Source organism: Yersinia thracica, from assembly GCF_902170565.1.
Classification (GTDB): domain Bacteria; phylum Pseudomonadota; class Gammaproteobacteria; order Enterobacterales; family Enterobacteriaceae; genus Yersinia; species Yersinia thracica.
Window position 1 is genome coordinate 85,337 of sequence record NZ_CABHXX010000110.1, and the last position, 25,033, is coordinate 110,369.

A 25,033-nucleotide genomic window follows, 5' to 3' on the forward strand; every position below is an offset into this window, starting at 1 on the left:
CTGATGAAACTGACCCCAAACTATTACCGTGACCGCGTGTGTTTGAATGTGCTGGCCGGTTCTAAAGACAATGCGCGCGATATTTATCAGGCCGCTGAAGGCCATGTGCTGGTGGGCGTGTTATCGAAGAATTATCCGGATGTCGACAGCGCCGTCAAAGATATGCGCGAGTACGCGGCACTTATCGACAATGCGTTGTCGGTTGGATTGGGTGCCGGTGACCCTAAACAGTCGGCGATGGTCAGCCAGATTTCACATCAAGTGCAGCCGCAGCATGTGAATCAAGTATTTACCGGTGTCGGCCCGAGCCGCGCTTTGTTGGGTCAGCAAGATACTGTAGTTAATGGCCTGATTTCGCCGACCGGCAAAGTGGGCTATGTGAAAATTTCCACCGGCCCGCTGAGTTCTCAGCAGAAAGACGCGATTGTTCCGGTCACCACCGCTATCGCCATGCTGAAAGATATGGGCGGCAGTTCGGTAAAATTCTTCCCGATGAATGGGCTGGATTCTATCGAAGAATACCGTTTTGTCGCCGAGGCTTGTGCGGCGACCGGGTTCTGGCTGGAGCCAACCGGTGGTATTGATCTGGAGAATTTCGAACAAATTCTGCAAATCGCACTGGATGCTGGCGTGACGAAAGTCATCCCGCATATCTATAGCTCGATTATCGACAGCAAAACCGGCCATACCCGCCCGATCGATGTGAAAACCTTATTGAATATCGTCAAAAAAATCGTGCAGTAACTTACTGATTTATTGGCATCAAGTTTAATAGAACATCAGTATCTACGGGGTAGCCAGCCCGCTGCCCTGACTGTGAAGTTGAATAGTTCCATACCATTCGATAGCCATTCCCTATGAGTAAGGACCCATATGCATAACAGCTCAACAGATTCTGGTTTAACCGGCCTGACGGGGTTAAAAAGCCTGTCGGCGGGCATTGCTTTGGCGACGGTCGCGCTGTTTAATCCTCTGGCCCATGCCGAACAGAATGCCAATAAATCATTCGCTTACGTCGGAACCTATCACCCGAATGGGGAAGGAGTTTACCGGCTACAGGTTGATCCTAAAACCGGTGAATTAAGTGAAAAAACGCTGGTCAGTTCACTGGCTAATCCGGCACAACTGGTGGTGGATGCACAGGGAAAAACTTTATATGTCGCCAGTGAAGTGGCGGATTTCAATGGGGGTAAGCACGGCGCGATTGCGGCATACAGTATCAACCCGGTTGATGGCAGTTTGACATTGATTAATCAGGTTGATTCCCAGGGTGCGGGGCCGGTGTATCTCTCATTAACACCATCGGGCAGCCATTTATTGGTTGCCAACTATATCAGCGGCTCGGTGGCGGTTTTCCCGGTGCAAAGTGGCGGTAAACTCGCAGAGGCCAGCTCAGTAGAGCAAGATGAAGGCCCGGCGGGCGCGGCGAAACCGGCGGCGGCGGTAGAGGGCAGCTTCGCTATCAGTGACCACAATGGCTCACATGCGCACATGATTGCCAGCTCGCCGAGTGGCAAATTTGTATTCTCGACTGATCTGGGGCTAGATAGGATTTATCAATACCAATTTGATGCGGATAATGGCAAGTTGATACCGAACTCTCCGCCATTTATCAGTGCCTCATCCGCCGGTGCTGGCCCACGTCATTTTGTGTTCCATCCTAACGGTAAGACGCTATTTTTAATCAATGAAGAAGCCTCGACGCTGACCAGTTATCAGCTAGATACAGAAAAAGGTACTTTAAAACAGTTACATACGCATTCATCGTTACCGCCGGATTACCGTGGCACCAGTTTTGCGGCCGGTCTGACGCTCTCGAAAGACGGTAAATTCCTGTATGTCGCCAACCGGCTGCATAACAGTATCGGCCAGTTTGCCGTGACGACGGACGGTGAATTTAAGCCGGTGGAAGAGGTTTGGACGCGAGGTGATTATCCGCGCACGCTGGTGCTCGACCCCACCGGCCACTATCTGTACGCCATGAATCAACGTAGCGATAACATAACCCGCTTTAAAGTTGACCCACAAAGTGGCAAATTGACCTTTGTACCTGGCTATACCGCCGTCGGCAGCCCATCGCAAATGGTGTTTGTGCCGCCAGCATCGAAAAAATGATGTGAAATACCGCGCCCCTGCGGCCATGCTGGCAGGGGATGCTTAATATTCAGAATAACAATGCCCTAAATAACGGAGTGGAGCAGTGAGATTTCCCTATCAACGTCTGGCCTATATGTTCGATGCATTGCAATCGGAAACGCTGCCTCAAGAGGAGTTGGCGAAACGCTTTGCGGTCTCGACGCGCACTGTGCGGGCGGATATTACGGCGTTGAATGAGGTTCTTGAGCATTATGGTGCGCACTTTATTCATAACCGTGGCTTTGGTTATCGGCTGATGATTGATGATGCTGAGCGCTTCCGTGCTTTACAGCAGCAAAATCGTAAAATGCATCTGACGCCGCGCACTGCCAGTGAGCGAGTGCATTATTTGTTAATCCGTTTTTTGACCTCTGCTTTTTCATTGAAGCTAGAAGATTTAGCCGATGAATGGTTTGTCAGCCGTGGCACATTGCAAAATGATATGGCTGAGGTGAGAGAAAGGTTAAACCGCTACCATCTGACGATTGAAACTAAACCTCGCTATGGCATGAAACTGTTCGGAACGGAACTGGCCATTCGCACCTGTCTGACGGATTTACTGTTTCAGTTACAACTGCAAGATGCTGATAACCCATTATTAAAGAATGAGTTTCTCAGTATCCAAACCCTGCCTGAGCTGACGGGGTTGCTGCATGAGTTACTGGCACAATATGCGGTGCGGCTAACGGATGAGGGCGAGCAATACCTGATTTTCTACTGTGCGGTGGCGATAAAGCGCATCACCGACGGCTACCCATTATCTGATTTTGATGCTGAAGATGTGGATGAGGCGGTCAAATTGGCTTCTGGCCGTTTGGCAAATCAGCTCAAGCTGTTATCCGGTAAAGATATTTCAGCGGCGGAAGAAGCTTATTTGCGGGTGAATATTGCCGCCCGCCGGGTACAGACCAGCCAGCCCAGCACCAGCCGCCCCAGTGAAATCAATGCCGATGACGAAGAAACGCTGGTGGATTATATCCTCTCGTATATCAATGCTCATTATAACTACAATTTGCAGGGCGATAAGCAGCTGCGCAGTGACCTGCTCACCCATATCAAAACTATGATTACGCGGGTGAAATATCAGATTACTATTCCTAACCCACTGTTATCCAACATTAAACAGCATTATCCAATGGCCTATGATGTCACTTTGGCGGCGGTTTCCAGTTGGGGGAAATACACGCCTTACAGCTTAAGTGAAAATGAAATCGGCTATCTGGTATTGCACATTGGGGTGGGGCTGGAGCGCCATTACAACATTGGTTATCAGCGCCATCCGCAGGTCATGCTGGTGTGTGACACTGGGAATTCCACCACGCGGATGATTCAGGCGCAAATTTCCCGTAAGTATCCGCAGATTGTGATGACTCAGACTATTTCCCTGCGTGATTACGACAATCTCGACCATATCGACGAAGATTTTATTATTTCCAATTCGCGATTAGCAGAGAAGAACAAGCCGGTGGTGGTGATGTCGCCGTTCCCGACAGAATATCAATTAGAGCAACTCGGTAAACTGGTTTTAGTCGACCGCACCCGGCCTTATATGTTGGAAAAATTCTTTGATAACAATCATTTTATGATTATCGACCAGCCGATGACCCAGGAGCAGTTGTTCAAAAAAGTCTGTGGTCAGTTGGAAGAAGAAGGGTTTGTGGATGCGGATTTTTACCCCTCAGTCGTCGAGCGGGAGGCGATAGTTTCTACCATGCTGGGCGAGGGGATTGCACTGCCACATTCACTGGGCTTATTAGCCAAGAAAACCGTGGTGGTCACTTTGTTGGCCCCTGAGGGCATTGCCTGGGGGGACGGCGAAGTCGCTCATGTCATCTTCCTGCTGGCTATCAGTAAAACGGATTATGAAGAAGCGATGGCCATTTATGACCTGTTTGTCACTTTTGTACGCGAGCGCTCCATGAGCCGTTTATTGAGTAGCCAGCATTTTGATAGTTTTAAGGCCATCGCGATTGATTGTTTGAGTCGGATCTGAGCGTATTAGTTATGTAGTGATACCGGTTCCGGTTTATACAATTTAGTCAGATTCGAAACATCGATATTCTCTTCTGCTTTTCCGAGGTCGTAAGCCGCCTGAAGGCGAAGCCACATGGCCGGAGTGCTTCCCAGAACCGCCGCCAGTTTCACGGCCATTTCCGGCGAAATGGCTGAGTGACAGGAGACAAGCCGCTGGACAGTGGACGGCGCAACGTTTAATGCTCTCGCCAACTCCCTGATCCCAAGCTCCAAATCTTCGAGCATACCTTCAATCATTTCTCCCGGATGTGGTGGATTATGCATTTTCATTAGTGATAGTCCTCGTAGTTAAGAATAAATGCATCTCCGTCTGTAAACTTGAACGTAATGCGCCAATTTCCGCTCACTGTTACTGACCAGATGTTTTCTCTGTCACCCTGTAACGGGTGGAGTTTGTACCCCGCGACATTGACATCTTCAATTGTTTCCGCCAGGTCGATAAATCGTAAACGGTCGCGGAGCCGCTTAACATGCTGAGGGTTAATGCCAGCGGCAGAACCCGTTTCGAAGAAGCGTTGCAGTCCCTTGTGTTTCCAACTTTTTATCATTTCTCGTTCCCTGTTGCGCCACGAGAAACATTATAGCGAATGTTTCGCACTGCGCAACACTCGCTGTATTAAAAATCAAATCACTGCCACCCATATCTCCTCACGAACCAGCCTTTCACTCGCTGTGTCGTCACCATATAACCGCTCAAAATCAAAATCAGCCATGGGAAGTAAGACAGTGGCAGCGCCTGTAATTGCAGGAATCCGGCCAGTGGCGAGAAAGTCAGCCCGATACCGACCACCACCACCGCCAATGTCATCAAACACAGTGGCCATGAGGCGCGGCTCTGAATAAACGGAATTTTACGGGTACGAATCATATGCACAATTAAGGTCTGGGACAGCAGCCCCTCGACGAACCAGCCGGACTGGAACAATGTTTGCATTTCGGGTGTATTGGCTTTAAATACCCACCACATCAGGCTGAAAGTCAAAACATCAAAGATTGAACTTATCGGCCCAAAGAACACCATAAATCGCCCTAAATCACCGGCGTTCCAGCGTTGTGGCTTTGCCAGTTGCTCTTCGTCGACATTATCAAATGGAATGGCAATCTGGGAAATATCGTACATCAGGTTTTGGATCAGCAAATGCAGCGGCAACATCGGTAAGAAGGGTAAAAATGCACTGGCAATCAGCACACTGAAAACATTACCGAAGTTGGAGCTGGCCGTCATTTTGATGTATTTCAGCATGTTGGCAAAAGTACGGCGGCCCTCTATCACCCCCTGTTCCAGCACCATCAAGCTCTTTTCCAGCAAAATAATATCAGCCGCTTCTTTGGCAATATCCACCGCCGAATCCACTGAAATCCCGATATCTGCTGCCCGCAGTGCCGGGGCATCATTGATGCCATCCCCCATAAATCCCACCACATGGCCCGCATTGCGTAGGTTTTGCACGATGCGCTCTTTATGCATTGGTGTCAGTTTGGCGAACAGGGTGGTGGTGCGGGTCGCTTCGGTCAGCTCCGCTTCGCTCATCTGCTCGATATCACTGCCGCGTAAGACTCGCTCGACAGACAGCCCGACGTCTTTACACACTTTACGCGCCACTAACTCATTGTCGCCAGTCAGAATTTTGACGTTGACGCCACTGTTTTTCAACGCCAGTAGCGCGGGCGCGGTGCTCTCTTTTGGCGGATCGAGGAAAGCGATATAGCCTTCAAGAATCAGGTCATATTCGTCGATAACTGCATAATCTCGTTGATATGCTGGCAAAATCCGTGTCGCGACGGCCACCACTCGCAGCCCTTGCTGGTTCTGTTCATCAGTAATGCGGCGAATGCGCGCCAGCAGCGCGTCAGTCAATGGGATAACGTCGTCTCCTTGGCGGACATGGCGGCAAATAGACAGCATTTCTTCCAATGCGCCTTTGCAGATTAGCTCGTGATAATCCGATTGGTCGCTGACCACCACGGACATGCGGCGGCGCTCAAAATCAAATGGAATTTCATCGATTTTGCGATAACCCGCCAGTGTGTCGGCAGATTGAGATTCTGCGGTGGCGGAATCACTCATGGACGAAAGCACCGCTACATCCAGCAGGTTTTTCAGCCCGGTTTGATAGTAACTATTGAGCCAGGCATAGCGCAGTACCCGCTCACAATTGGCACCAAACACGTCGGTGTGGCTCTCCAGCACAATCTTATCTTGGGTCAAAGTGCCGGTCTTATCAGTGCACAAAACATCCATCGCGCCAAAATTTTGGATAGCATCCAGCCGCTTGACGATGACTTTTTGTTTTGACAGCTTCACCGCCCCTTTTGCCAATGTCGATGTGACGATCATTGGCAGCATTTCTGGGGTCAAACCCACGGCGACCGAGAGGGCAAACAGCGCGGCCTCCCACCAGTCACCTTTAGTAAAACCATTGATTAGCAATACAATTGGCGTCATAACCAACATAAAGCGGATCAACAACCAACTGACTTTACTGATGCCGCTTTGGAAAGCATTGGGTTGCTCATCCTGATGAGTTACGCGCTCAGCCAGTAAGCCAAAATAAGTTTGGTTACCGGTGCCAATGACGATGGCGAGCGCAGAGCCGCTCACCACATTGGTGCCCATAAAGCACAGGGTATCCCGCTCCAATGGGTTCTGCTCATCACATTCACGGCATTGTGCGACTTTCTCGACCGGCAGCGATTCTCCCGTCAGGGCGGCCTGGCTGATAAACAGGTCTTTCGCCACCAGAATACGGAGATCCGCCGGGATCATGTCGCCGGCCGACAGTTTAATAATATCGCCCGGCACTAACTGGGAAATCGGCAGCTCGCGATGTTCACTTTTTCCAGTATGAGCATCACTGCGCAGCACCGTGGCGGTATTGCTGACCATGGCTTTCAGGGTATCTGCTGCGCGGTTAGAGCGGGCTTCCTGAATAAAATGCATCAGGGTGGAAATCAATACCATGGCACCAATCACCAGTGCGGCGGTGAGATCTTCCGTGGCGTAAGAAATCAGAGCCAGAATGGTCAATAGTAAGTTAAAAGGATTGCGATAACAGTGCCATAGGTGAACCCACCACGGCGTAGCTTGCTGATTTTCAATCAGATTACTGCCACTGTTTAGACGAATGGCCTCGGCTTCCTGTTCAGTCAGCCCCTCAGGGTGACTCTGAAAACGTTGATAAAGTTGCTGGGGCGTTTCATTGGCACACTGCAAATGCTGTAGAGTCAGGTCTGCCGGGATATGGGCCGCACTTCCGGCAGAAAGCCCATCTAGCATGGTTTCCCGGCGGATCAAGCGGCGGGGCAGGTTACGGCTCAATATATTGAGCAATTGTCGAGTGAAATTTTTAACTTGCATGGTTCAAACCTTACTGTCACGCCCTGAAGTTTTTTATTGAATGAACTTCAGATTGCACCCACGGCAAACCTGCCGTAGAAAGGGCAAAATATCATCAGCAGAAACCAACGCAGGGGAGATGCGCAGTGACTGCCTATCGGATTATTATTATCCAATAAGGCAACCACGTCAGACGGAGGATGACCTTATCGGTACACCCAAAGGGTGCAGATCGAGGGAGCAGGGTCCACTGGGTAATTAACCTCCGGCGAGTGAAGAATCTTTTTGCTAGAGCGCGGCGCTATCATGCTCAAGCAGCTATACAGAATTCAGATCTTTGCCACGGCAAAAATCACCCCAACGGCCATATAATCCGTTAGAGTAACAACATGTTGCCGGTGATGGGGATATCATGCGCTGAGTCTGATTCTGCACATGTAAGGCTTCCCACAACTTCAGTAAATATAAATAATCAGTTTATTATATGTATTCAAACCTAAACATTAGGTAAACCATGCAAAACCGTTTGACCATTAAGGACATTGCCCGCATGAGTGGAGTTGGAAAATCCACGGTCTCAAGGGTCTTGAATAACGAAAGTAGCGTCAGCCCACAGACTCGTGAGCGGGTCGAGGCGGTTATTCGTCAGCAGGGATTTACCCCATCGAAATCGGCCCGCGCGATGCGGGGTCAGAGTGATAAAGTGGTGGGGATTATTGTCTCGCGTCTGGATTCCCCGTCTGAGAATCAGGCGGTGCGTACCATGTTGCCGCTGTTTTATCAGCAAGGTTACGACCCTATTTTGATGGAAAGCCAGTTTGACCCCGAGCTGGTCAGCGAGCATTTGCATGTTTTACAACAGCGCCATGTCGATGGCGTCATTCTTTTTGGTTTCACCGGCTTAACCGCAGAAATGCTCGCGCCGTGGCAGGAAAAAATGGTGGTATTGGCGCGAGAATATGCCGGTTTTTCTTCGGTTTGTTATGACGATGAAGGGGCGGTGCGCCTCTTGATGGATAAACTACGTCAGACCGGACATCGCCATATCAGTTATATCGGGGTGCAGCCCTCGGATGCCACGACCGGCATGCGCCGTCACCAATCCTATCTCGATTACTGCCAGCAACATGGCCTGACTCCCATTGTCGCGTTGGGTGAATTGAGCTATCAAAGTGGCTTTCTGCTCGCGCCTCAAGTGATAAAACCGGATACCTCCGCGCTAGTCTGTGCCTCTGATACCATAGCAATGGGGGTTAGTAAGTACTTGCAGCAGCAAGGGCAGCAAAATATCCAGGTTTGTGGCATCGGGAATACCCCGCTGTTGAGCTTTTTGTTTCCTAATAGCCTGTCAGTCGAGCTGGGTTATGGTAGCGCCGGTGCGAAAGCGGCATCGCAACTGCTTGATCAACTTAATCATCATCAGCCCATTCAACAAATTATCATTCCCGGTCAATTAGCTTGATACTTCTTATCCCATAGTGATGTTCCCTGTCATTTCATCTTGAGGGGACATTTCTGGCGCGGGTAGATTTTTGACGAAAAATCACACAAAAAATTATCAAATTGTGATCTTGAACCCAAGTTGGGAACGTTCCCATTCCATAAAAATAAATACCTAGCTAGTCTTTAATTAGCTGAATATATAAGCAGCTATCATTTTTATGGCCTACGTTTATTTTTAATTTGTTTTTTGTTCAAGACAGAATGGACAGATTTTTTTAAAAAAAACCTACAATTCAATACGCTATCTCACCTTTACGAAAGGTATGTTGAAATGAGCAAAGTAAAACAACAAGACATCGATCAATTGATCGTACTGGTGGGAGGCAGAGAAAATATTGCCACCGTCAGCCACTGCATTACCCGGTTACGTTTTGTGCTAAATGATCCAGCGAAAGCCTTTCCCAAAGAAATAGAAAAGCTGTCGATGGTCAAAGGCTGCTTTACCAATGCCGGGCAATTTCAAGTGGTTATCGGGCCGGAAGTTGATGATTACTACCAGGCGCTGATTGCTAAAATTGGTCAGAATGAAGTGGATAAAGAACAAACCAAGCTGGCCGCGCGGCAGAATATGACCTGGTTTGAGCGCGGTATTTCTCACTTTGCCGAAATTTTCTTCCCCCTGTTACCCGCATTGATCAGCGGCGGCTTGATCCTCGGTTTCCGTAATGTGATCGGCGACATCCCAATGTCGGAGGGCAAAACGCTGGCACAGATGTACCCGGCGTGGAAAACCATTTACGACTTCCTTTGGTTGCTGGGCGAAGCCATCTTCTTCTACCTGCCAGTGGCTATCTGTTGGTCAACCGTGAAGAAAATGGGCGGCACACCCGTCTTGGGGATTGTACTGGGGATTACGTTGGTTTCTCCGCAGTTAATGAACTCCTATCAACTAGGGCAACAAATTCCTGAAGTTTGGGACTTCGGCTGGTTCACCATTCAAAAAGTGGGTTATCAAGCGCAGGTTATCCCCTCTATTCTGGCTGGTTTAGCGCTGGGCTGGATTGAAACCAATCTGAAAAAAATTATTCCCGCTTATCTTTACTTAGTTATCGTGCCGGTGGTGTCCTTGTTGCTGGCCGTGTTCCTTGCTCATACTTTGATTGGGCCATTTGGCCGCATGATTGGTGATGGTGTGGCATGGGGCGTGAAAGCAGTGATGACCGGCAGTTTCGCCCCTATTGGCGCTGCGCTGTTTGGTTTCCTGTATGCGCCGCTAGTGATAACCGGGGTGCATCAAACTACACTGGCCATTGATATGCAGATGATTCAGAGCATGGGCGGCACACCCGTTTGGCCGTTGATTGCCTTGTCGAATATCGCGCAAGCTTCTGCGGTGCTGGGTATTATCATTATCAGCCGTAAGATAAACGAGCGCGAAATTTCTGTCCCAGCGGCGATTTCCGCCTATCTCGGTGTGACTGAACCCGCCATGTACGGTATTAACTTGAAATATCGTTTCCCAATGCTGTGCGCCATGATTGGTTCTGGGCTGGCGGGCCTGATTTGCGGGCTGACCGGAGTGATGGCCAATGGTATTGGCGTCGGTGGGTTGCCGGGTATTTTATCCATCAAACCACAGTTCTGGGCGATTTATTCTCTGGCAATGCTGGTGGCGATTGTGGTGCCGCTGGTACTGACTATTTTGGTTTATAAACGCAAAGACAGTCGCGGCGAATTGCCGGTCTGAATCCTGAACCTCCGCCAGCGGTTATTCTCTGGCGGAATGATGTTCAGGTGACGCTATTTTCTAGTGAACTTATTTTCTCAATTTTCTCAATTTTTTCGGTTTTTTCTACAAATAAGAGTCTGTTATGAATAATCCTATCCCTTGGTGGCAAAACGGCGTCATTTATCAGATTTACCCGAAGAGTTTTCAGGACAGTACCGGTAATGGCTACGGCGACTTGGCGGGGGTGACGCAACGGCTGGATTATCTGCAAAAGCTGGGGGTTGATGCCATCTGGCTGACGCCAGTTTATGTCTCGCCACAAGTGGATAACGGCTATGACGTTGCGGATTATTGCGCTATTGATCCGGCTTACGGCACCTTGGATGACTTCAAAACTCTGGTGGAACAAGCCCATCAACGGGGCATTCGTATCGTGATGGATATGGTATTCAACCATACGTCCACTGAACATGCTTGGTTTAAAGCATCGCAAGACCGCAACAGCCCTTACCGCCAGTTTTATATTTGGCGTGATGGAGAGGGCGACAATTTACCCAATAACTGGCGCTCTAAATTTGGCGGTAATGCCTGGCAATGGCACGCGGCCAGTGGTCAGTATTATCTGCATTTATTTGCCACCGAACAGGCTGATCTCAACTGGGAACACCAACCGGTTCGCGACGAACTGAAAAAAGTGTGTGAGTTTTGGGCTGATATTGGCGTAGATGGTTTGCGCCTGGATGTGATTAATTTAGTATCCAAGCAGCAAGACTTCCCTGATGATTTCGATGGAGATGGCCGCCGTTTCTATACCGATGGCCCACGTATCCACGAATTTTTACAAGAAATGAGCCGCGATGTGTTTCAGCCGCGCGGTCTAATGACAGTGGGGGAGATGTCTTCCACCCGCCTTGAACATTGCCAGCGCTATGCCGCATTGGGCGGTGACGAGCTGTCGATGACCTTTAATTTCCATCATTTGAAAGTGGATTATCTCAAGGGTGAGAAATGGTCGCTGATGTCGCCGGATCGTGTCGAACTTAAACAGATTTTTAACCAGTGGCAGCAAGGAATGCATAACCGCGCGTGGAATGCGCTGTTCTGGTGTAATCACGACCAGCCGCGTATTGTTTCGCGTTTTGGTGATGAGGGTGTGTTGCGTTTACCTGCCGCCAAGATGCTGGCGATGGTGCTGCACGGTATGCAGGGCACACCTTATATTTATCAAGGCGAAGAGATTGGGATGACCAATCCAAACTTCAGTTCAATTGATCAATATCGTGATGTTGAAAGCCTGAATATGTTTGCCGAATTAAGTGCTAAAGGCCGCGATCCTGACGAGTTATTGGCGATTTTGGCGACCAAATCCCGCGATAATGGCCGCACTCCCATGCAATGGGATAGTCGCCCTAATGCCGGATTCAGCCAAGGGACACCGTGGATCGAGCCTTGCAGTAATTACACCCATATTAACGTCGAAACTGCGTTGGCAGATGCCGATTCGGTGTTTTATGCCTATCAATATCTAATCGCTCTGCGCAAGCAGCACGATGTGTTCACTTTTGGTGATTATCGGGATCTTTGCCCGCAACACACTGATTTATGGTGTTATTTACGGAGTTGGCAAGGTAAGAAGTTGCTGGTGGTTGCGAACTTGAGTGGTGAACCACTGCAATGGCAGCCGGAGGGCATTGAGCTGGATGGTAACTGGCAGCTGTTGATGAGCAGCTATGGCGAAAGCGCTTTCCAGCCGCAGGAGATGGAATTGCGGGCCTATGAAGGGATTTATTGGATTAGGGAAGATTGATATCCGAGCCTACTGCGGGTTTTCACCCGCTGTAGGCTGCTGGCAAACCTCTTTTATAGCCCGGAGACTGGCGGGGTGACCGCACCAATGGGCGCTCCGACGGCTTATGCCGTTACGACCCATTCGGTACATTTCCCCGCGTATCAACTTTGTCAAGGGTCTGAGCCTACAGCTGTGACATCAGAATTAACGACGTACCGCGATAGCTTCGATTTCGATTTTCACATCTTTTGGCAAACGGGCCACTTCGACACATGAGCGCGCAGGGAATGGCGCGTTGTGCTCTGCGAAGAACGCTTCGTAAGTGGCGTTAACTGTACTGAAATCATTCAAATCTTTAACGAATACCGTGGTTTTCACGATATCGGCCACTTTTAGGCCAGCAGCTTCGACAATGGCTTTCACATTTTCCAGTGATTGACGCGCTTGAGCTGAAACGTCATTGGCTACCAGACCGGTTTTCGGATCAACCGGGATCTGGCCGGAAGTGATGATCATGCTGCCCAGATCGACACCTTGAACATAAGGGCCAATGGCGGCAGGGGCGAGCTCAGTGCTGATAATGCGTGACATGGTGACTCCTGGTTATCAAATATCATAATTAATTATCCCCATCATTATAAAGATGGAGCGAATTACAGCAACCCGCTTGCGGCTAATCTGCTTGTAACTAATCTGCTTGTAATACCACCTGGTGGTCGAACTCTTTCTCACAATATTTGCATTTAAGGTGAATTTCACCCTGCTTGGCTTTCACTTTAAAGCTGGAATCGACAGGCTCGTTGTGGCTGATACAGTTGCTATTAGGGCAGGTGAGTACGGCGTCGATATGCTCCGGTAGACTGAGCGTCAGCTTTTTGACCACTTCGTAATTATCAATGCGGTTGACGGTAGCATCCGGGGCATACATCGCCAATTGGTTGGCTTGTTGCTCTGTCAGGAAGGTATTTTCTATTTTAATCAAATCCTTACGACCTGAGCGCTTAGAGGGTAAGTTCAACCCGATGGTAATACGCTGGTCAGTGGCCGTCAGTTTGAACAGCGACAGCAATTTGAACCCGATTTGCGCCGGAATATGGTCAATCACGGTGCCGCATTTAATCGCTTCAACCTGTAGTTTGTAATCCTGAGTCATGTTCAATCCCCCTTAAAGAGCCAAATCTGCGTTGAGTACCAGTGCCAACAGCGCCTGACGTGCAAAAATCCCGTTACCTGCTTGTTGGAAATAGTAGGCGTAAGGGGTTTTATCAACATCGGTGGTGATTTCATCAATACGTGGCAGCGGGTGTAGCACTTTGAGATTATCTCGCGCACCATTCAAATCAGCCGCGCGTAGGACAAACTGTGCTTTGACGTTGGCGTATTCTGATGGGTCAAGGCGTTCTTTTTGTACACGGGTCATATAGAGAATATCCAGCTCTGGCACCACTTCTTCAATACTTTCGTGCAGGCTATATTCAATACCTTTTTCTTCCAACATTTCAAGAATATAAGCTGGCATTGCCAGTGCATCCGGGGCGATAAAGAAGAAGCGATTGCCATCGAATTTAGCCAGCGCTTGGGTCAGCGAGTGCACGGTGCGGCCATATTTTAGGTCACCGACCATGGCAATATTGATGTTATCCAGCCGGCCTTGGGTTTCCTGAATGGTGAATAAATCGAGCAGTGTTTGAGTTGGGTGCTGGTTGGCTCCGTCACCGGCATTGACCACCGGCACATGGCCGGAGAATTGAGCGGCAAGGCGTGCAGCCCCTTCTTGCGGATGGCGCATGACAATGGCATCGACATAGGTGCTGATGACTGACATGGTGTCAGCCAGTGTCTCGCCTTTCTTACCCAGTGAAGTGTTGCTGCTATCCGAAAAACCGACGACGGAGGCGCCAAGGCGGTGAATAGAGGTTTCAAATGATAAACGGGTGCGGGTTGAGGCTTCGAAAAAGCAACTGGCGATCACTTTGTGTTTTAACAACTCAGGTTGCGGATGGCTTTTTAGACTGGCGGCAGTGCGTAATACCAGTTCCAGCTCCTCGCGACATAGGTCATTAATTGATATTATATGCTTGTGATACAATGGGTTGGCCATTTCGCTCTCCTCTGTGACCCGTCATACTTCAAGCTGCATGTGCGTTGGCTGCCTTTCTGCAACTCGAATTATTTAGGGTATCTATTTTAATTGGTGATAATGCTTAATTTGGCTCCGATCGGCAGACAAAAAAAAGCCCCTCAATGAGGGGCCTTTTTCAGGATCGGTTTAGCAACGGGAGAAAGAACGGCAGTTGGCTGCCTGCTGGCAATCTATTTTGTCGGCCATCAATAGGGCCATTTTCAACAAAACGACGATGTTTAGCAAAATCCAAGCAGCTTTTCATCATATCTCCCGGCAAATTGTGGCGAATTATACTCGCGTGGGATTTCTCTGCAAGGGGGAAAAGCCGCATTTTTTATGATTAGCAAACGATTACCCAGTACATTTTGATTTCAAATATCTTAAGTTAGGTTAGGTTTGTTTAGATGTTATTTGTTCAGTGACTGATTTGGTTGTTCACGCTGCGGTTCATCTTTCGGTTGATAGTTGTTCAGTTATTACCTTACCTCAGCGGCCTCAACCGAGCAGGAGGGCAGGCCGGCCCTCCTGCACCTGCGGCTTGCGCGAAATATTACTGCTTTCGCAGTCTCCTCCGGCAGCCGCTGGCCTTATCGAGCCAGCGCGAGTCGCTTCCTGCTCCAGCGCGCTTTTCGCCGCCGTCCATGGCGGCTCACTCGGGCCACCGTCTTTGTCGGTAATATTCCCGATTGCGCTCAAGGTCAAAAGAGAAAATCAAAACCATTGTTTTGACCTTGATGTTTAAAGCACATTTGAGCTGCCGAATGAAGAGTGAAGGTAGGACGCGAGGCAGGGAAGCCGAGCGAGCCGTGCTTGAGCAGGAGGCGAATCACGGCGGTCCGTCAGCCGAAATAATGAGTGAGGGAACCCACGCAGTGGGCAGGCGATACGTGCAAAAGCGCGGGATTCCACAAGGGGGCCGCTGCCCCCTTTGGCGGTTGGTTCATCGGAGATAGATTAAGTAGGCAATGAAGTTCTAACAACCGAACCGGATCACAAATCGAATATCAAACGGATCGCAAAAATGAAAACTTAATCTTCATCAAACCCAGAATTAAACAACTCAATCACCGCCGCCAGCGCCTGTATCTCATCAGGCCCGGTCGCTTCAACCTCAATTTGGCGGCCTTTGGCGGAATCGAGCATCAGCAGTGCAATGACACTGCTGGCTTCGGCTTCGGTCCCACTGTCATTGCGTAACATCACTTCTGCATCAAAGCTTTGGACCAGCTCGAACAATTTCATTGCGGGTCTGGCGTGCATCCCCAACTTGTTTTTGATCTCAACTGTCTGTTTGACGGTCATTATTTACGCTTTTCCAGAGTGCGGTGACGTGATTGGACATTCTTCCCGCGAGCGCGGAAGTAATCGGCCAATTGTTCAGCAACGTAGACTGAACGGTGCTTACCGCCAGTACACCCAATGGCAACCGTCAGATAACTGCGATTATTGGTTTCCAGCATCGGCAGCCACAGTTCCAGATAGCTGCGGGTCTGATAAATAAAGTTGTGCACTTCTGTATGGCGATCGAGGAAGGAAGCCACCGGCTTATCCAAACCTGTCATGGGGCGTAATTTCGGGTCCCAGTGCGGGTTTGGCAGGAAGCGGACGTCGAAGACATAATCTGCATCAATGGGAAGGCCGTGTTTAAAGCCGAAGGACTCAAACACCATGGTCAGCTCACGCTCGCGTTTACCCAGCAGACGGGTGCGCAGCATCTCAGCCAGTTCATGCACTGACATTTCAGAAGTATCAATAATCAAGTCAGCCCGTGAGCGCAAAGGCTCTAACAGGACGCTTTCTTCATCAATAGCACTTTCTAATGACAGATTTTTGGTCGACAGCGGATGTAACCGACGGGTATCACTATAGCGACGAATCAGGGTATTGCGATCAGCATCCAAAAACAGCAACTGCGGTGAAAAGCTGTCCGGCAGTTGGGTCATGGCATGTTCAAATACCTCAGGAGATTCAGGCATATTGCGCACGTCTATGCTCACTGCGGCAGAGATATTCCTATCGGCGAGTGTACTCGCCAATTGCGGCAGCAGAACCACGGGCAAGTTATCGACGCAGTAGAAACCCATATCTTCCAATGCGCGCAAAGCAACAGACTTCCCTGAACCGGAACGGCCGCTGACAATCATCAGCACCATGTGAGTGACTCCCTCTGTAGAACCCTATATTCCCGGCTACATAAGCCGGGCATAGCGAATAAAACGGATGTTTCCCCGTGAATTACGCTGTTTCTGGCGGTAATTCAGTCATGATTTGATAAAGCTCATCATCACTCTGCGCCGCCCGTAAACGACGACACACTGTTTTATCAGCTAATCGCTTGGCTACTAAAGACAAAGTGTGTAAGTGAGTTTTACATTGATCTGCTGGAACCAACAAGGCAAATAATAGATCAACCGGTTGATTATCAATAGCATCGAAAGCAATAGGTTGGTCCAGGCGGATAAATACACCTACAGCGCGCAGTGTATCTTCCTCCAGCTTGCCATGAGGTATCGCGATGCCACTACCAATGCCTGTACTGCCCATGCGTTCGCGGGTTAACACAGCATCGAAAACGATCTGTGACGGCAGGTTCAGCTGTTTGGCAGCTAACTCGCTGATAATTTCCAAAGCCCGTTTTTTACTTGAGCAATGTACGGAGCTTTTGGTGCACTCGATATTTAATACCGAGCTTAATTGCAATGCTGGATCGTTGATCATCTCATCTTTCACTTAAGCGCTGTTTTACGCCTGATGCCAGCGGAATATTCTTCTCTGCTGGCATCAGGTTGTGTAGCGAGTGTAGAACCTTTGCTGTGTACCCTCATACTTCAAGCTGCATGTGCTTTCCTGCAACTCGAATTATCCAGGGTATATAACAGCAACAAGGGCCCCTAATGTTGTTTTAGCTTATCTTTATGTTTGTTCAACTGGCGAGCCAATTTATCAACCAAAATATCAATTGCGGCGTACATATCCTCCTGCTCTGAGCTTGCGTGCAACTCGCCCCCATTCACATGCACCGTTGCTTCTGCAATTTGTTTTACTTTTTCGACACTTAAAACCACATACACTTGGTTAATGCGATCAAAATATTGCTCTAGTTTGGCAAATTTAGTGGTAACAAATTCGCGTAATGCTTCGGTTATTTCGACATGATGTCCGGTAATATTGAGTTGCATAGTGTCTTCCTTCTCAGTTCAGGTCAAACCAACTGTTTACGCTGGTTTGACGGCGGGATGGATAACGACTCTCGGTACTTCGCAACAGTACGCCGCGCCACCATAATGCCTTGTTCGCATAATAGCGTGGTCAGCTTACTGTCACTCAGTGGTTTGGCAGGATTTTCTGCCGCAACCAATTTTTTCACCAGTGCACGGATTGCAGTGGAAGAAGCTTCCCCCCCACTTTCGGTATTGACGTGACTGGAGAAGAAATACTTCAGCTCGAAAATACCCCGAGGACTGTGCAGGAATTTCTGCGTGGTCACACGGGAAATTGTCGATTCATGCATATCCACGGCTTGGGCAATGTCTGCCAGTACCATGGGTTTCATAAATTCAGGCCCATTCTCAAAAAAGGCCACTTGCTGCTCTACGATGCAGCGCGCCACTTTTAACAGCGTCTCATTGCGGCTTTCAAGGCTTTTTATCAACCATTTTGCTTCTTGCAGATTGCTGCGGATAAACTGCCCGTCACTGTCATTACGGGTGCTGCTGCCCATTGCCGCATACTGCTGGTTGATTTTCAGGCGTGGAATGCTATCGGCATTCAGCTCTACCGTCCAGTGCCCTTTGTCTTTATGCACCAGAACATCCGGTATGACATACTCAGATTCCCCGGTATTGATAGACTGGCCAGGGCGCGGGTCCAGTGATTGAATCAGAGCAATGGCTTCTTTCAGTGTATCTTCTTTTAGCCGACTTAAACGGATCATCGTGCGGAAATCATGGTTGCCTAGCAAATCCAGATAATCACTAATGACCAAGCGCGCTTCGGCCAGATAAGGCGTGTCTTTGGCATATTGCGACAACTGCACCAACAGGCATTCGCGCAAGTTGCGCGCCGCAACACCAATGGGATCAAAGTGTTGTATCCGCTTAAGCACCGCCTCAACTTCGTCTAACCCGATGTTTTCATTTCCCATACTTTCCAGAATGTCTTCCAGTGGCACAGTAAGATAACCGGTTTCATCCACCGCATCGACGATAGAAGTCGCAATTGCAGCATCAGTTTCAGAAAAGGGGGTCAAGTCCACTTGCCACATTAAATAGTCTTGTAGCGTTTGGGTGGTTTCCCCTTGATAGACCGGTAGTTCGTCGTCACTGTAATCATTGCCCATACCGGATGGCGTGCCTGCGGTGTAAATCTCATCCCAGGTAGCATCCAGTGGTAACTCTTCCGGCATATCTTTTTGTTCCAGCGCTTCGCGGGTATCAAGCGCTTCACTGTCTACCGTTTCTTTTGCATCTATCTCTTCGTGAAGATCGGTTTGCTCAAGCAGGGGGTTACTCTCCAGCGCTAACTGAATCTCCTGCTGGAGTTCTAGCGTAGAAAGCTGCAACAGGCGAATAGCCTGCTGTAGCTGCGGAGTCATTGCCAGTTGTTGGCTGAACTTGAGTTGCAAACCTTGCTTCATAATGCGGTATCAATTTTCCTGGTGGCTAACAAAATCATCAACAGCGTTTCAGAATGAGAAGATTAAAGGCGGAACTCTTCACCCAGATAAACACGTTTAACTTGTTCGTCAGCCAAAATTTCCTGTGGTGTGCCGTGAGCGATTAAACGCCCTTGGCTTACAATATAAGCCCGCTCACAAACGTCGAGTGTCTCGCGCACGTTATGATCGGTAATGAGTACACCGAGGCCGCTGTCGCGCAGGTGCTCAATTATTTTTTTGATATCAATAACAGAAATCGGGTCAACCCCAGCAAACGGCTCATCCAGCAGAATAAACTTAGGATTGGCCGCCAGCGCACGGGCGATTTCAACTCGGCGACGTTCACCGCCGGAAAGTGATTGGCCCAGACTGTCACGTAAATGAGTAATATGGAACTCTTCCATTAACTCATCAGCCCGCTCCTGACGTTGCTCAGACGAGAGATCTTTACGGATTTCCAGCACCGCCATCAGATTGTTAAAGACACTCAGGCGGCGGAAGATTGAAGCTTCTTGCGGTAAGTAGCCAATTCCGCGCAGGGCGCGTTCATGCAGAGGCAAGAGGCTGATATCTTCGTCATCAATCACAATACGCCCGGCGTCACGCTGAACAATGCCGACGACCATATAAAAAGTGGTCGTTTTACCGGCACCGTTCGGCCCAAGTAAACCGACAATCTCACCGGACTTTACTTTCAAGCTGACGTCTTCGACCACTTTACGGCCTTTGTACGCCTTAGCCAGTTTTTCTGCGATTAATGTTGCCATAAATGATTAGTTACTCTTCTTTTGGCCTGAAGCTGCTGGCCCTTTATCTTGTAATTGGGACGGTAATAGCACGGTGGTGACGCGCTTGCCTTTATCACTGAAGGCTTCCATATGCTGCTTTTTCACCAAATAAGTGATGCGATCACCTTTGATATTGCTATCAAGCTGCTCGAGATAGGCATCACCGGTCAATACGACAAAATCGTTAGCGACTTCGTAACGCAGTTTTTGTCCATGGCCTTTCACCGGCTTACCGCTGTCTTGCATCTGATAGAAAGTGACCGGATTACCAAAACCTTCAATGACCATTTTGCTCTGATCACCCCCCGGACGGGTCACTACCACTTTATCAGCCTTAATCTCAATCGTGCCTTGCTTGATAATCACATTATCCGTAAATGTGATGGTATTCGCTGCCATATCTAGCGCTTGTTTGGCTGAGACAACCTTGACGGGTTGGTCGGTATCACCCGTTAAAGCCAATGCTGGCAGGCTGGCGGCCAAAAGTGAGCTGGCAAGCAAAAAATGACGAATTTTATTTTTGGATTTCATAAGAGGTTTTAACCTTTTCAATCAGCTCGGCGGTTCTATCCCGCAAGTTGCCACGCATTTTCATGCCGTTAGAGGTAAATCCAACACCAAAGAGGGTTACTTCATCATCTGAGGAGACATCCTGAGTGATCAAATTAACCTGGGCGTTATCAGTTTTAATTTTTTGTAACTGTGCGTCTGGGGTTAGGCTATCAACCTCAACATGACCATACAAATAAAGCATCTTATCATTGGTCAGCTTGGCGCGATCCGCACGTACTGTCCAAGTGGCGACGGCATTCTCATCAAACATTGTCATTACTGGCCGGGTAAACCAGGTCAGCTCTTGTTCGCTGAAATTCTGGACTTCTTCCGCCACCAGTTTATAACTCAACTGCCCAACTGGATTAAAAACCACGGTAACAGTATGTTGGCTTTGCGATGAGGGTTCCTGATCGTTCGCCACATTTTGTATACCTTGTTGATTAAAACCGGAAAAGTTCCAGCCAATCAAAGCTAAGGCAATCAGCGCTAAGGATATTGTTATCCATAGTCTTGTTTTACTCATATCGACAATCCTTTAGCACCTTCGAGTTTACCTTGGGCTAATAATATCAAATCACATAACTCGCGTACTGCACCGCGCCCGCCATTGATTTGCGTGACATAATCCGCTTTGGGGATGAGTAACGGATGGGCATCCGCCACGGCGACAGATAAGCCCACTTGCGCCATTACCGGCCAATCAATCAAATCATCACCAATATAAGCAACTTGTTCAGGCGGGCATTTTAATGCGGCCAATAACTCATTATAGGCGACCAGCTTATCAGATTGCCCTTGATAAAGGTGGGTAATGCCTAAGGTGTTGGCACGGTCTTCCAGTAATTTAGCATTGCGCCCAGTGATAATTGCCACTTCAATACCTGAGGTTATCAGGCAGCGGATACCATAGCCATCCCGCACATTGAAAGCTTTCAGCTCTTCGCCCTGATTACCCATGTAAATCAAGCCATCGGACATGACACCATCAACATCACAGATCAATAAGCGAATGTTGGCCGCACGTTCCATAACGTTGCTAGCGACTGGGCCATAGCATGTGTCCAGATATACTGTGCTATCCATAATTTACCTTTTATTAAACAACACCGGCTCTCAGCATGTCGTGCATATGCACCACACCCAGTAATTGGTCACCATCGGCCACTAATACCGCAGTAATATGACGTGATTCCATCAGGTTGAGCACATCTACTGCCAACAGGTTTGGACGAACCCGAATACCGCCTTTGGTCATCACATCCGCGATTTTCGCGTTATTTAAGTCAATGCCCATATCGAATACACGGCGCAAATCCCCGTCGGTAAAGATACCCTTAATCATCATTAAATCGTCACAGATTACGGTTAAACCCAGATTTTTCCGAGTAATCTCCAGTAATGCATCGCGTAATGAAGCATCAGGGCTGACGTGAGGAATCTCCGCACCGGTGTGCATAATATCGCTGATCCGCAATAATAATTTGCGTCCTAGTGCGCCGCCCGGATGGGAGAGAGCAAAATCTTCCTGAGTGAAGCCCCGCGCTTGTAGCAAAGCCACTGCGAGGGCATCTCCCATCACTAATGTAGCGGTGGTGCTGGTGGTCGGGGCCAGCCCCAGTGGGCAAGCTTCTTGCGGCACCTTGATACACAAGTGAATATCAGCCGCTTTGCCCATGGTGCTTTCTGGGTTGTTGCTCATGCAAATAAGCTGGATTTTCTGGCGCTTGAGGACGGGGATCAACGCCAGAATTTCGTTGGACTCGCCTGAGTTGGAGATGGCGAGCACGATATCTTGCGGCGTAATCATCCCCAAATCGCCATGACTGGCCTCGCCGGGATGGACAAAGAATGACGGGGTGCCGGTGCTGGCGAAAGTCGCGGCAATTTTGCACCCAATATGGCCAGATTTACCCATCCCCATCACGACAACTTTACCGTGGCAGTTAAATATGGCCTCACAAGCTCGGGCAAAATCGTCATTAATATATTGATCAAGTTGTGCCAGTCCTTCGCGCTCAATCTGTAATACTTGTTTACCCGCCTGTTGAAAATCAACTTTTGGCTGCAAATCAGAAAAAGACATTCTTGGTTCCCGCTCAATGTTGGTAGGCAATATGGGTTAGGCCGCAGTCAAGGGCAGCCAAAATATACCCGTCATACTTCAATCTGCATCTGTGTTGGCTGCTTTCGTGCGCCCCAGTCACTGACTTGTGTCAGCTCCAGGGGACTTGCTCAATTGCCGCCTGGCTGCAAATCGAATTATTTAGGGTATAAGCACCGCCAGGTACGCGATAAACCCGCATAATAACAGAGCGCCCGCCATATGGCCGATTCGATGTTTACGCCCCAGGCAAAGCACAGTAAATATCACACTGACAGCAAGCATGACCCAATAATCTCGCTGAAAAGCCTCGGGGTTAATATCACCCGGAGACAGCAATGCGGGAACGCCTAACACAATGACAATATTAAAAATATTTGAACCGATGATATTACCAACCGCCATATCATTCTCACCTTTTAACGCGCCGGCGATGAAGGTGGCCAGTTCAGGTAAGCTGGTGCCAATGGCAATGACAGTCAGCCCAATAACTAACTCGCTGACACCGGCGACTCTGGCGATGACTGTGGCATTGTCGATAATCATTTTGGCTGACAGTGGCAAAATAATGAATGCCAGCACCAGCCATAATAATGCGACAGTATTACTGCTGTCTTGCGGTAGCTCAGCCAATTGCTCGCGGGTGAGAATATCATTTCCTTGCGAATGGGCCAGGCGTGCGATTTTTAGTATCAGAATAATAAAAGCCGCGGCTGCCAATAGCAAAATAACACCATCCCCCCGGCTGAGATGATTATCAGCCAGCAGGAAACCACATAATACCGTTACGACTAACATCAAGGGTAATTCGCGGCGAACAATCTCTGAGCGCACAGTCAGCGGGCGTATTAGGGCGGCACCGCCCACAATCAGCAAGAGATTGGTAATATTGGAACCCAACACGTTCCCGACGGCCATATCTCTTTGGTTATTCAGCGCCGCAGTTACTGATACAATCAGCTCCGGCAGCGAAGTGCCAATGCCGACAATGGTCATCCCAATAATGAGTGGCGGGATACCGAAAGAGCGGGATAACACGGCAGCGCCGTAAACTAATCTATCGGCACCGTACACCAATAAAACCAAGCCAATGATTAATAGTGTTATCGCAAGAAACATGCAGAGTCCTTTTTTCGATATAATCCTGATCCACTGGCAGACGTTGGCTGTCGGTAAATGTGAGTCTATAGGCAACAGTGACTAAAAATACATTTCTTACGCTTTTTTTGCTTACGTCCTAATTTTGACTGTGAGTGCCAGAAAAGTAAAACGTATGGCAACTTTGGCTACGAAAAAGCGTTAATAAATTGCCAGAATACTTCTCAATCGCGCTCGTTATCGCCATTTACTATAGCATTGGCGGTATACTCGTCAGACTTCAAGCTGCGTGTGCGTTGGCTGCTTTCGTTCACCCCAGTCACTTACATGTGTAAGCTCTAGGGGATTCGCTCAGTTGCCGCCTTCCTGCAACTCGAATTATTTAGAGTATAGATGAGTCATAAAAGGCCTAAGGGACGAATGATAATGAACCAATTGGCGTCGAATTTGATAGAGATCCGTGGGATGAGTTTTACCCGTGGTGAGCGCCCGATATTCGCCGATATCAACATGACGGTCCCGCGCGGCAAAGTTACAGCGATTATGGGGCCTTCGGGGATTGGTAAAACCACTCTGTTGCGCCTGATTGGTGGGCAACTGGCACCCGATACCGGTGAGATCTGGTTTGATGGTGATAATATTCCGGCGCTTTCTCGCCAGCGTTTGTATGATGTGCGCAAGAAAATGAGCATGTTGTTTCAATCGGGCGCGTTATTCACCGATTTAACTGTATTTGAGAATGTGGCTTTCCCATTACGTGAACATAGCCGTTTACCTGAAGAACTGCTGCATAGCACGGTGATGATGAAGTTAGAGGCCGTAGGGTTGCGTGGTGCGGCTAACTTAATGCCCGCTGAGCTTTCTGGCGGTATGGCGCGCCGTGCGGCATTGGCGCGGGCAATTGCCCTTGATCCCGAATTGATTATGTTTGATGAGCCTTTTGTCGGTCAGGACCCTATCACCATGGGCGTACTGGTAAAACTGATTGATGAGCTGAATCATGCACTGGGGGTCACCTGCGTGGTGGTTTCCCACGATGTACCGGAAGTGCTGAGTATTGCTGATTATGCTTATATTGTTGCCGATCAGCATGTGATTGCTGAAGGAACACCTGAGCAGCTACAAGCCAATGACGATAAGCGGGTGCGTCAGTTCCTCGATGGTATTGCCGACGGGCCGGTGCCTTTCCGTTTCCCGGCGGGTGATTATAAAACTGAGCTGTTAGGTTAATGGATGGAGTA

At 48.9% G+C, this 25,033-nt stretch carries 25 protein-coding genes; 7 read left to right on the forward strand and 18 right to left on the reverse strand.

Annotated features, from left to right (window positions below):
• The first annotated feature begins 3 nt into the window (after positions 1–3).
• The 3 genes from dagF to FTA91_RS15995 all read left to right on the forward strand — a co-directional run bounded on the left by dagF (position 4) and on the right by FTA91_RS15995 (position 4,129).
• Entirely contained in the window at positions 4–744 is a 741-nt protein-coding gene (dagF, locus tag FTA91_RS15985) for a 2-dehydro-3-deoxy-phosphogluconate aldolase (RefSeq protein ID WP_050112182.1), read from the forward strand.
• A 129-nt stretch (positions 745–873) separates the two neighbouring features.
• Complete coding sequence (locus tag FTA91_RS15990; protein ID WP_145534136.1) at positions 874–2,115, forward strand: lactonase family protein; 1,242 nt, start codon at positions 874–876, stop codon at positions 2,113–2,115.
• 85 nt (positions 2,116–2,200) lie between these two features.
• On the forward strand, positions 2,201–4,129 hold the full coding sequence (locus tag FTA91_RS15995) for a BglG family transcription antiterminator (protein ID WP_072082392.1): 1,929 nt from the start codon (positions 2,201–2,203) through the stop codon (positions 4,127–4,129).
• Between the two features lie 5 nt (positions 4,130–4,134).
• Here the strand turns inward: FTA91_RS15995 and FTA91_RS16000 are convergent, their stop codons facing one another.
• From FTA91_RS16000 to mgtA, 3 genes are all read right to left on the reverse strand, one after another.
• Complete coding sequence (locus FTA91_RS16000; protein WP_145583601.1) at positions 4,135–4,440, reverse strand: HigA family addiction module antitoxin; 306 nt, start codon at positions 4,438–4,440, stop codon at positions 4,135–4,137.
• Positions 4,440–4,718 carry a type II toxin-antitoxin system RelE/ParE family toxin gene (locus tag FTA91_RS16005; RefSeq protein ID WP_004392349.1) on the reverse strand — a complete coding sequence of 93 codons (279 nt, stop codon included), beginning with the start codon at positions 4,716–4,718 and terminating at the stop codon, positions 4,440–4,442. Before FTA91_RS16005 ends, FTA91_RS16000 begins: the two co-directional genes overlap by 1 nt.
• 80 nt (positions 4,719–4,798) lie before the next feature.
• Positions 4,799–7,528 (reverse strand): magnesium-translocating P-type ATPase, encoded by a 2,730-nt coding sequence (gene mgtA, locus FTA91_RS16010; protein WP_145583603.1) that lies wholly within the window; start codon positions 7,526–7,528, stop codon positions 4,799–4,801.
• A gap of 493 nt (positions 7,529–8,021) precedes the next feature.
• Here mgtA and treR point away from each other — a divergent pair, with 493 nt between their 5' ends.
• From treR to treC, 3 genes are all read left to right on the forward strand, one after another.
• Positions 8,022–8,969: a trehalose operon repressor TreR gene (gene treR / locus FTA91_RS16015; protein ID WP_050112186.1), complete on the forward strand. Its 948-nt coding sequence runs from the start codon at positions 8,022–8,024 to the stop codon at positions 8,967–8,969.
• Between the two features lie 312 nt (positions 8,970–9,281).
• Positions 9,282–10,697, forward strand: coding sequence for a PTS trehalose transporter subunit IIBC (gene treB, locus FTA91_RS16020; RefSeq protein ID WP_050112187.1), 1,416 nt, complete (start codon positions 9,282–9,284; stop codon positions 10,695–10,697).
• Positions 10,698–10,821: 124 nt separating this feature from the next.
• A complete protein-coding gene (gene treC, locus FTA91_RS16025) occupies positions 10,822–12,486 on the forward strand; it encodes an alpha,alpha-phosphotrehalase (RefSeq protein ID WP_050112188.1) in 1,665 nt (554 codons plus the stop codon).
• 186 nt (positions 12,487–12,672) lie between these two features.
• Here treC and ridA read toward each other — a convergent pair whose 3' ends face one another.
• The 15 genes from ridA to FTA91_RS16105 form a co-directional block, all read right to left on the reverse strand.
• Positions 12,673–13,059 (reverse strand): 2-iminobutanoate/2-iminopropanoate deaminase, encoded by a 387-nt coding sequence (gene ridA, locus FTA91_RS16030; RefSeq protein WP_050112189.1) that lies wholly within the window; start codon positions 13,057–13,059, stop codon positions 12,673–12,675.
• A gap of 97 nt (positions 13,060–13,156) precedes the next feature.
• The gene (gene pyrI / locus FTA91_RS16035) at positions 13,157–13,621 is read right to left on the reverse strand and encodes an aspartate carbamoyltransferase regulatory subunit (RefSeq protein WP_050112190.1); all 465 of its coding nucleotides are present in this window, start codon (positions 13,619–13,621) and stop codon (positions 13,157–13,159) included.
• 12 nt (positions 13,622–13,633) lie between these two features.
• The gene (pyrB, locus tag FTA91_RS16040; protein ID WP_145534132.1) at positions 13,634–14,569 is read right to left on the reverse strand and encodes an aspartate carbamoyltransferase; all 936 of its coding nucleotides are present in this window, start codon (positions 14,567–14,569) and stop codon (positions 13,634–13,636) included.
• Between the two features lie 519 nt (positions 14,570–15,088).
• Positions 15,089–15,295 (reverse strand): hypothetical protein, encoded by a 207-nt coding sequence (locus FTA91_RS16045; RefSeq protein ID WP_050112192.1) that lies wholly within the window; start codon positions 15,293–15,295, stop codon positions 15,089–15,091.
• Between the two features lie 327 nt (positions 15,296–15,622).
• Positions 15,623–15,895, reverse strand: a complete 273-nt coding sequence (gene npr / locus FTA91_RS16055; protein ID WP_005162489.1) for a PTS phosphocarrier protein NPr — start codon at positions 15,893–15,895, stop codon at positions 15,623–15,625.
• Positions 15,895–16,746: an RNase adapter RapZ gene (gene rapZ, locus FTA91_RS16060; RefSeq protein ID WP_050112193.1), complete on the reverse strand. Its 852-nt coding sequence runs from the start codon at positions 16,744–16,746 to the stop codon at positions 15,895–15,897. The genes npr and rapZ overlap by 1 nt, the downstream gene beginning before the upstream one ends.
• A gap of 82 nt (positions 16,747–16,828) precedes the next feature.
• Positions 16,829–17,311, reverse strand: coding sequence for a PTS IIA-like nitrogen regulatory protein PtsN (gene ptsN / locus FTA91_RS16065; RefSeq protein WP_032820610.1), 483 nt, complete (start codon positions 17,309–17,311; stop codon positions 16,829–16,831).
• Positions 17,312–17,484: 173 nt separating this feature from the next.
• A complete protein-coding gene (hpf, locus tag FTA91_RS16070) occupies positions 17,485–17,772 on the reverse strand; it encodes a ribosome hibernation promoting factor (RefSeq protein WP_004392031.1) in 288 nt (95 codons plus the stop codon).
• Between the two features lie 23 nt (positions 17,773–17,795).
• On the reverse strand, positions 17,796–19,229 hold the full coding sequence (rpoN, locus tag FTA91_RS16075; protein ID WP_050112194.1) for an RNA polymerase factor sigma-54: 1,434 nt from the start codon (positions 19,227–19,229) through the stop codon (positions 17,796–17,798).
• Positions 19,230–19,291: 62 nt separating this feature from the next.
• The gene (gene lptB / locus FTA91_RS16080) at positions 19,292–20,017 is read right to left on the reverse strand and encodes an LPS export ABC transporter ATP-binding protein (RefSeq protein WP_038638724.1); all 726 of its coding nucleotides are present in this window, start codon (positions 20,015–20,017) and stop codon (positions 19,292–19,294) included.
• Positions 20,018–20,023: 6 nt separating this feature from the next.
• Entirely contained in the window at positions 20,024–20,569 is a 546-nt protein-coding gene (gene lptA, locus FTA91_RS16085; RefSeq protein WP_050112195.1) for a lipopolysaccharide ABC transporter substrate-binding protein LptA, read from the reverse strand.
• Positions 20,553–21,116: an LPS export ABC transporter periplasmic protein LptC gene (lptC, locus tag FTA91_RS16090; RefSeq protein ID WP_050112196.1), complete on the reverse strand. Its 564-nt coding sequence runs from the start codon at positions 21,114–21,116 to the stop codon at positions 20,553–20,555. Before lptC ends, lptA begins: the two co-directional genes overlap by 17 nt.
• Positions 21,113–21,676, reverse strand: coding sequence for a 3-deoxy-manno-octulosonate-8-phosphatase KdsC (kdsC, locus tag FTA91_RS16095; RefSeq protein WP_050112197.1), 564 nt, complete (start codon positions 21,674–21,676; stop codon positions 21,113–21,115). The genes lptC and kdsC overlap by 4 nt, the downstream gene beginning before the upstream one ends.
• Before the next feature lie 13 nt (positions 21,677–21,689).
• The gene (gene kdsD / locus FTA91_RS16100) at positions 21,690–22,676 is read right to left on the reverse strand and encodes an arabinose-5-phosphate isomerase KdsD (protein ID WP_050112198.1); all 987 of its coding nucleotides are present in this window, start codon (positions 22,674–22,676) and stop codon (positions 21,690–21,692) included.
• 180 nt (positions 22,677–22,856) lie between these two features.
• Positions 22,857–23,813, reverse strand: a complete 957-nt coding sequence (locus FTA91_RS16105; protein WP_145534129.1) for a calcium/sodium antiporter — start codon at positions 23,811–23,813, stop codon at positions 22,857–22,859.
• Positions 23,814–24,218: 405 nt separating this feature from the next.
• Here FTA91_RS16105 and mlaF point away from each other — a divergent pair, with 405 nt between their 5' ends.
• Positions 24,219–25,022: a phospholipid ABC transporter ATP-binding protein MlaF gene (gene mlaF / locus FTA91_RS16110; protein ID WP_050112200.1), complete on the forward strand. Its 804-nt coding sequence runs from the start codon at positions 24,219–24,221 to the stop codon at positions 25,020–25,022.
• Positions 25,023–25,033 lie beyond the last annotated feature (11 nt).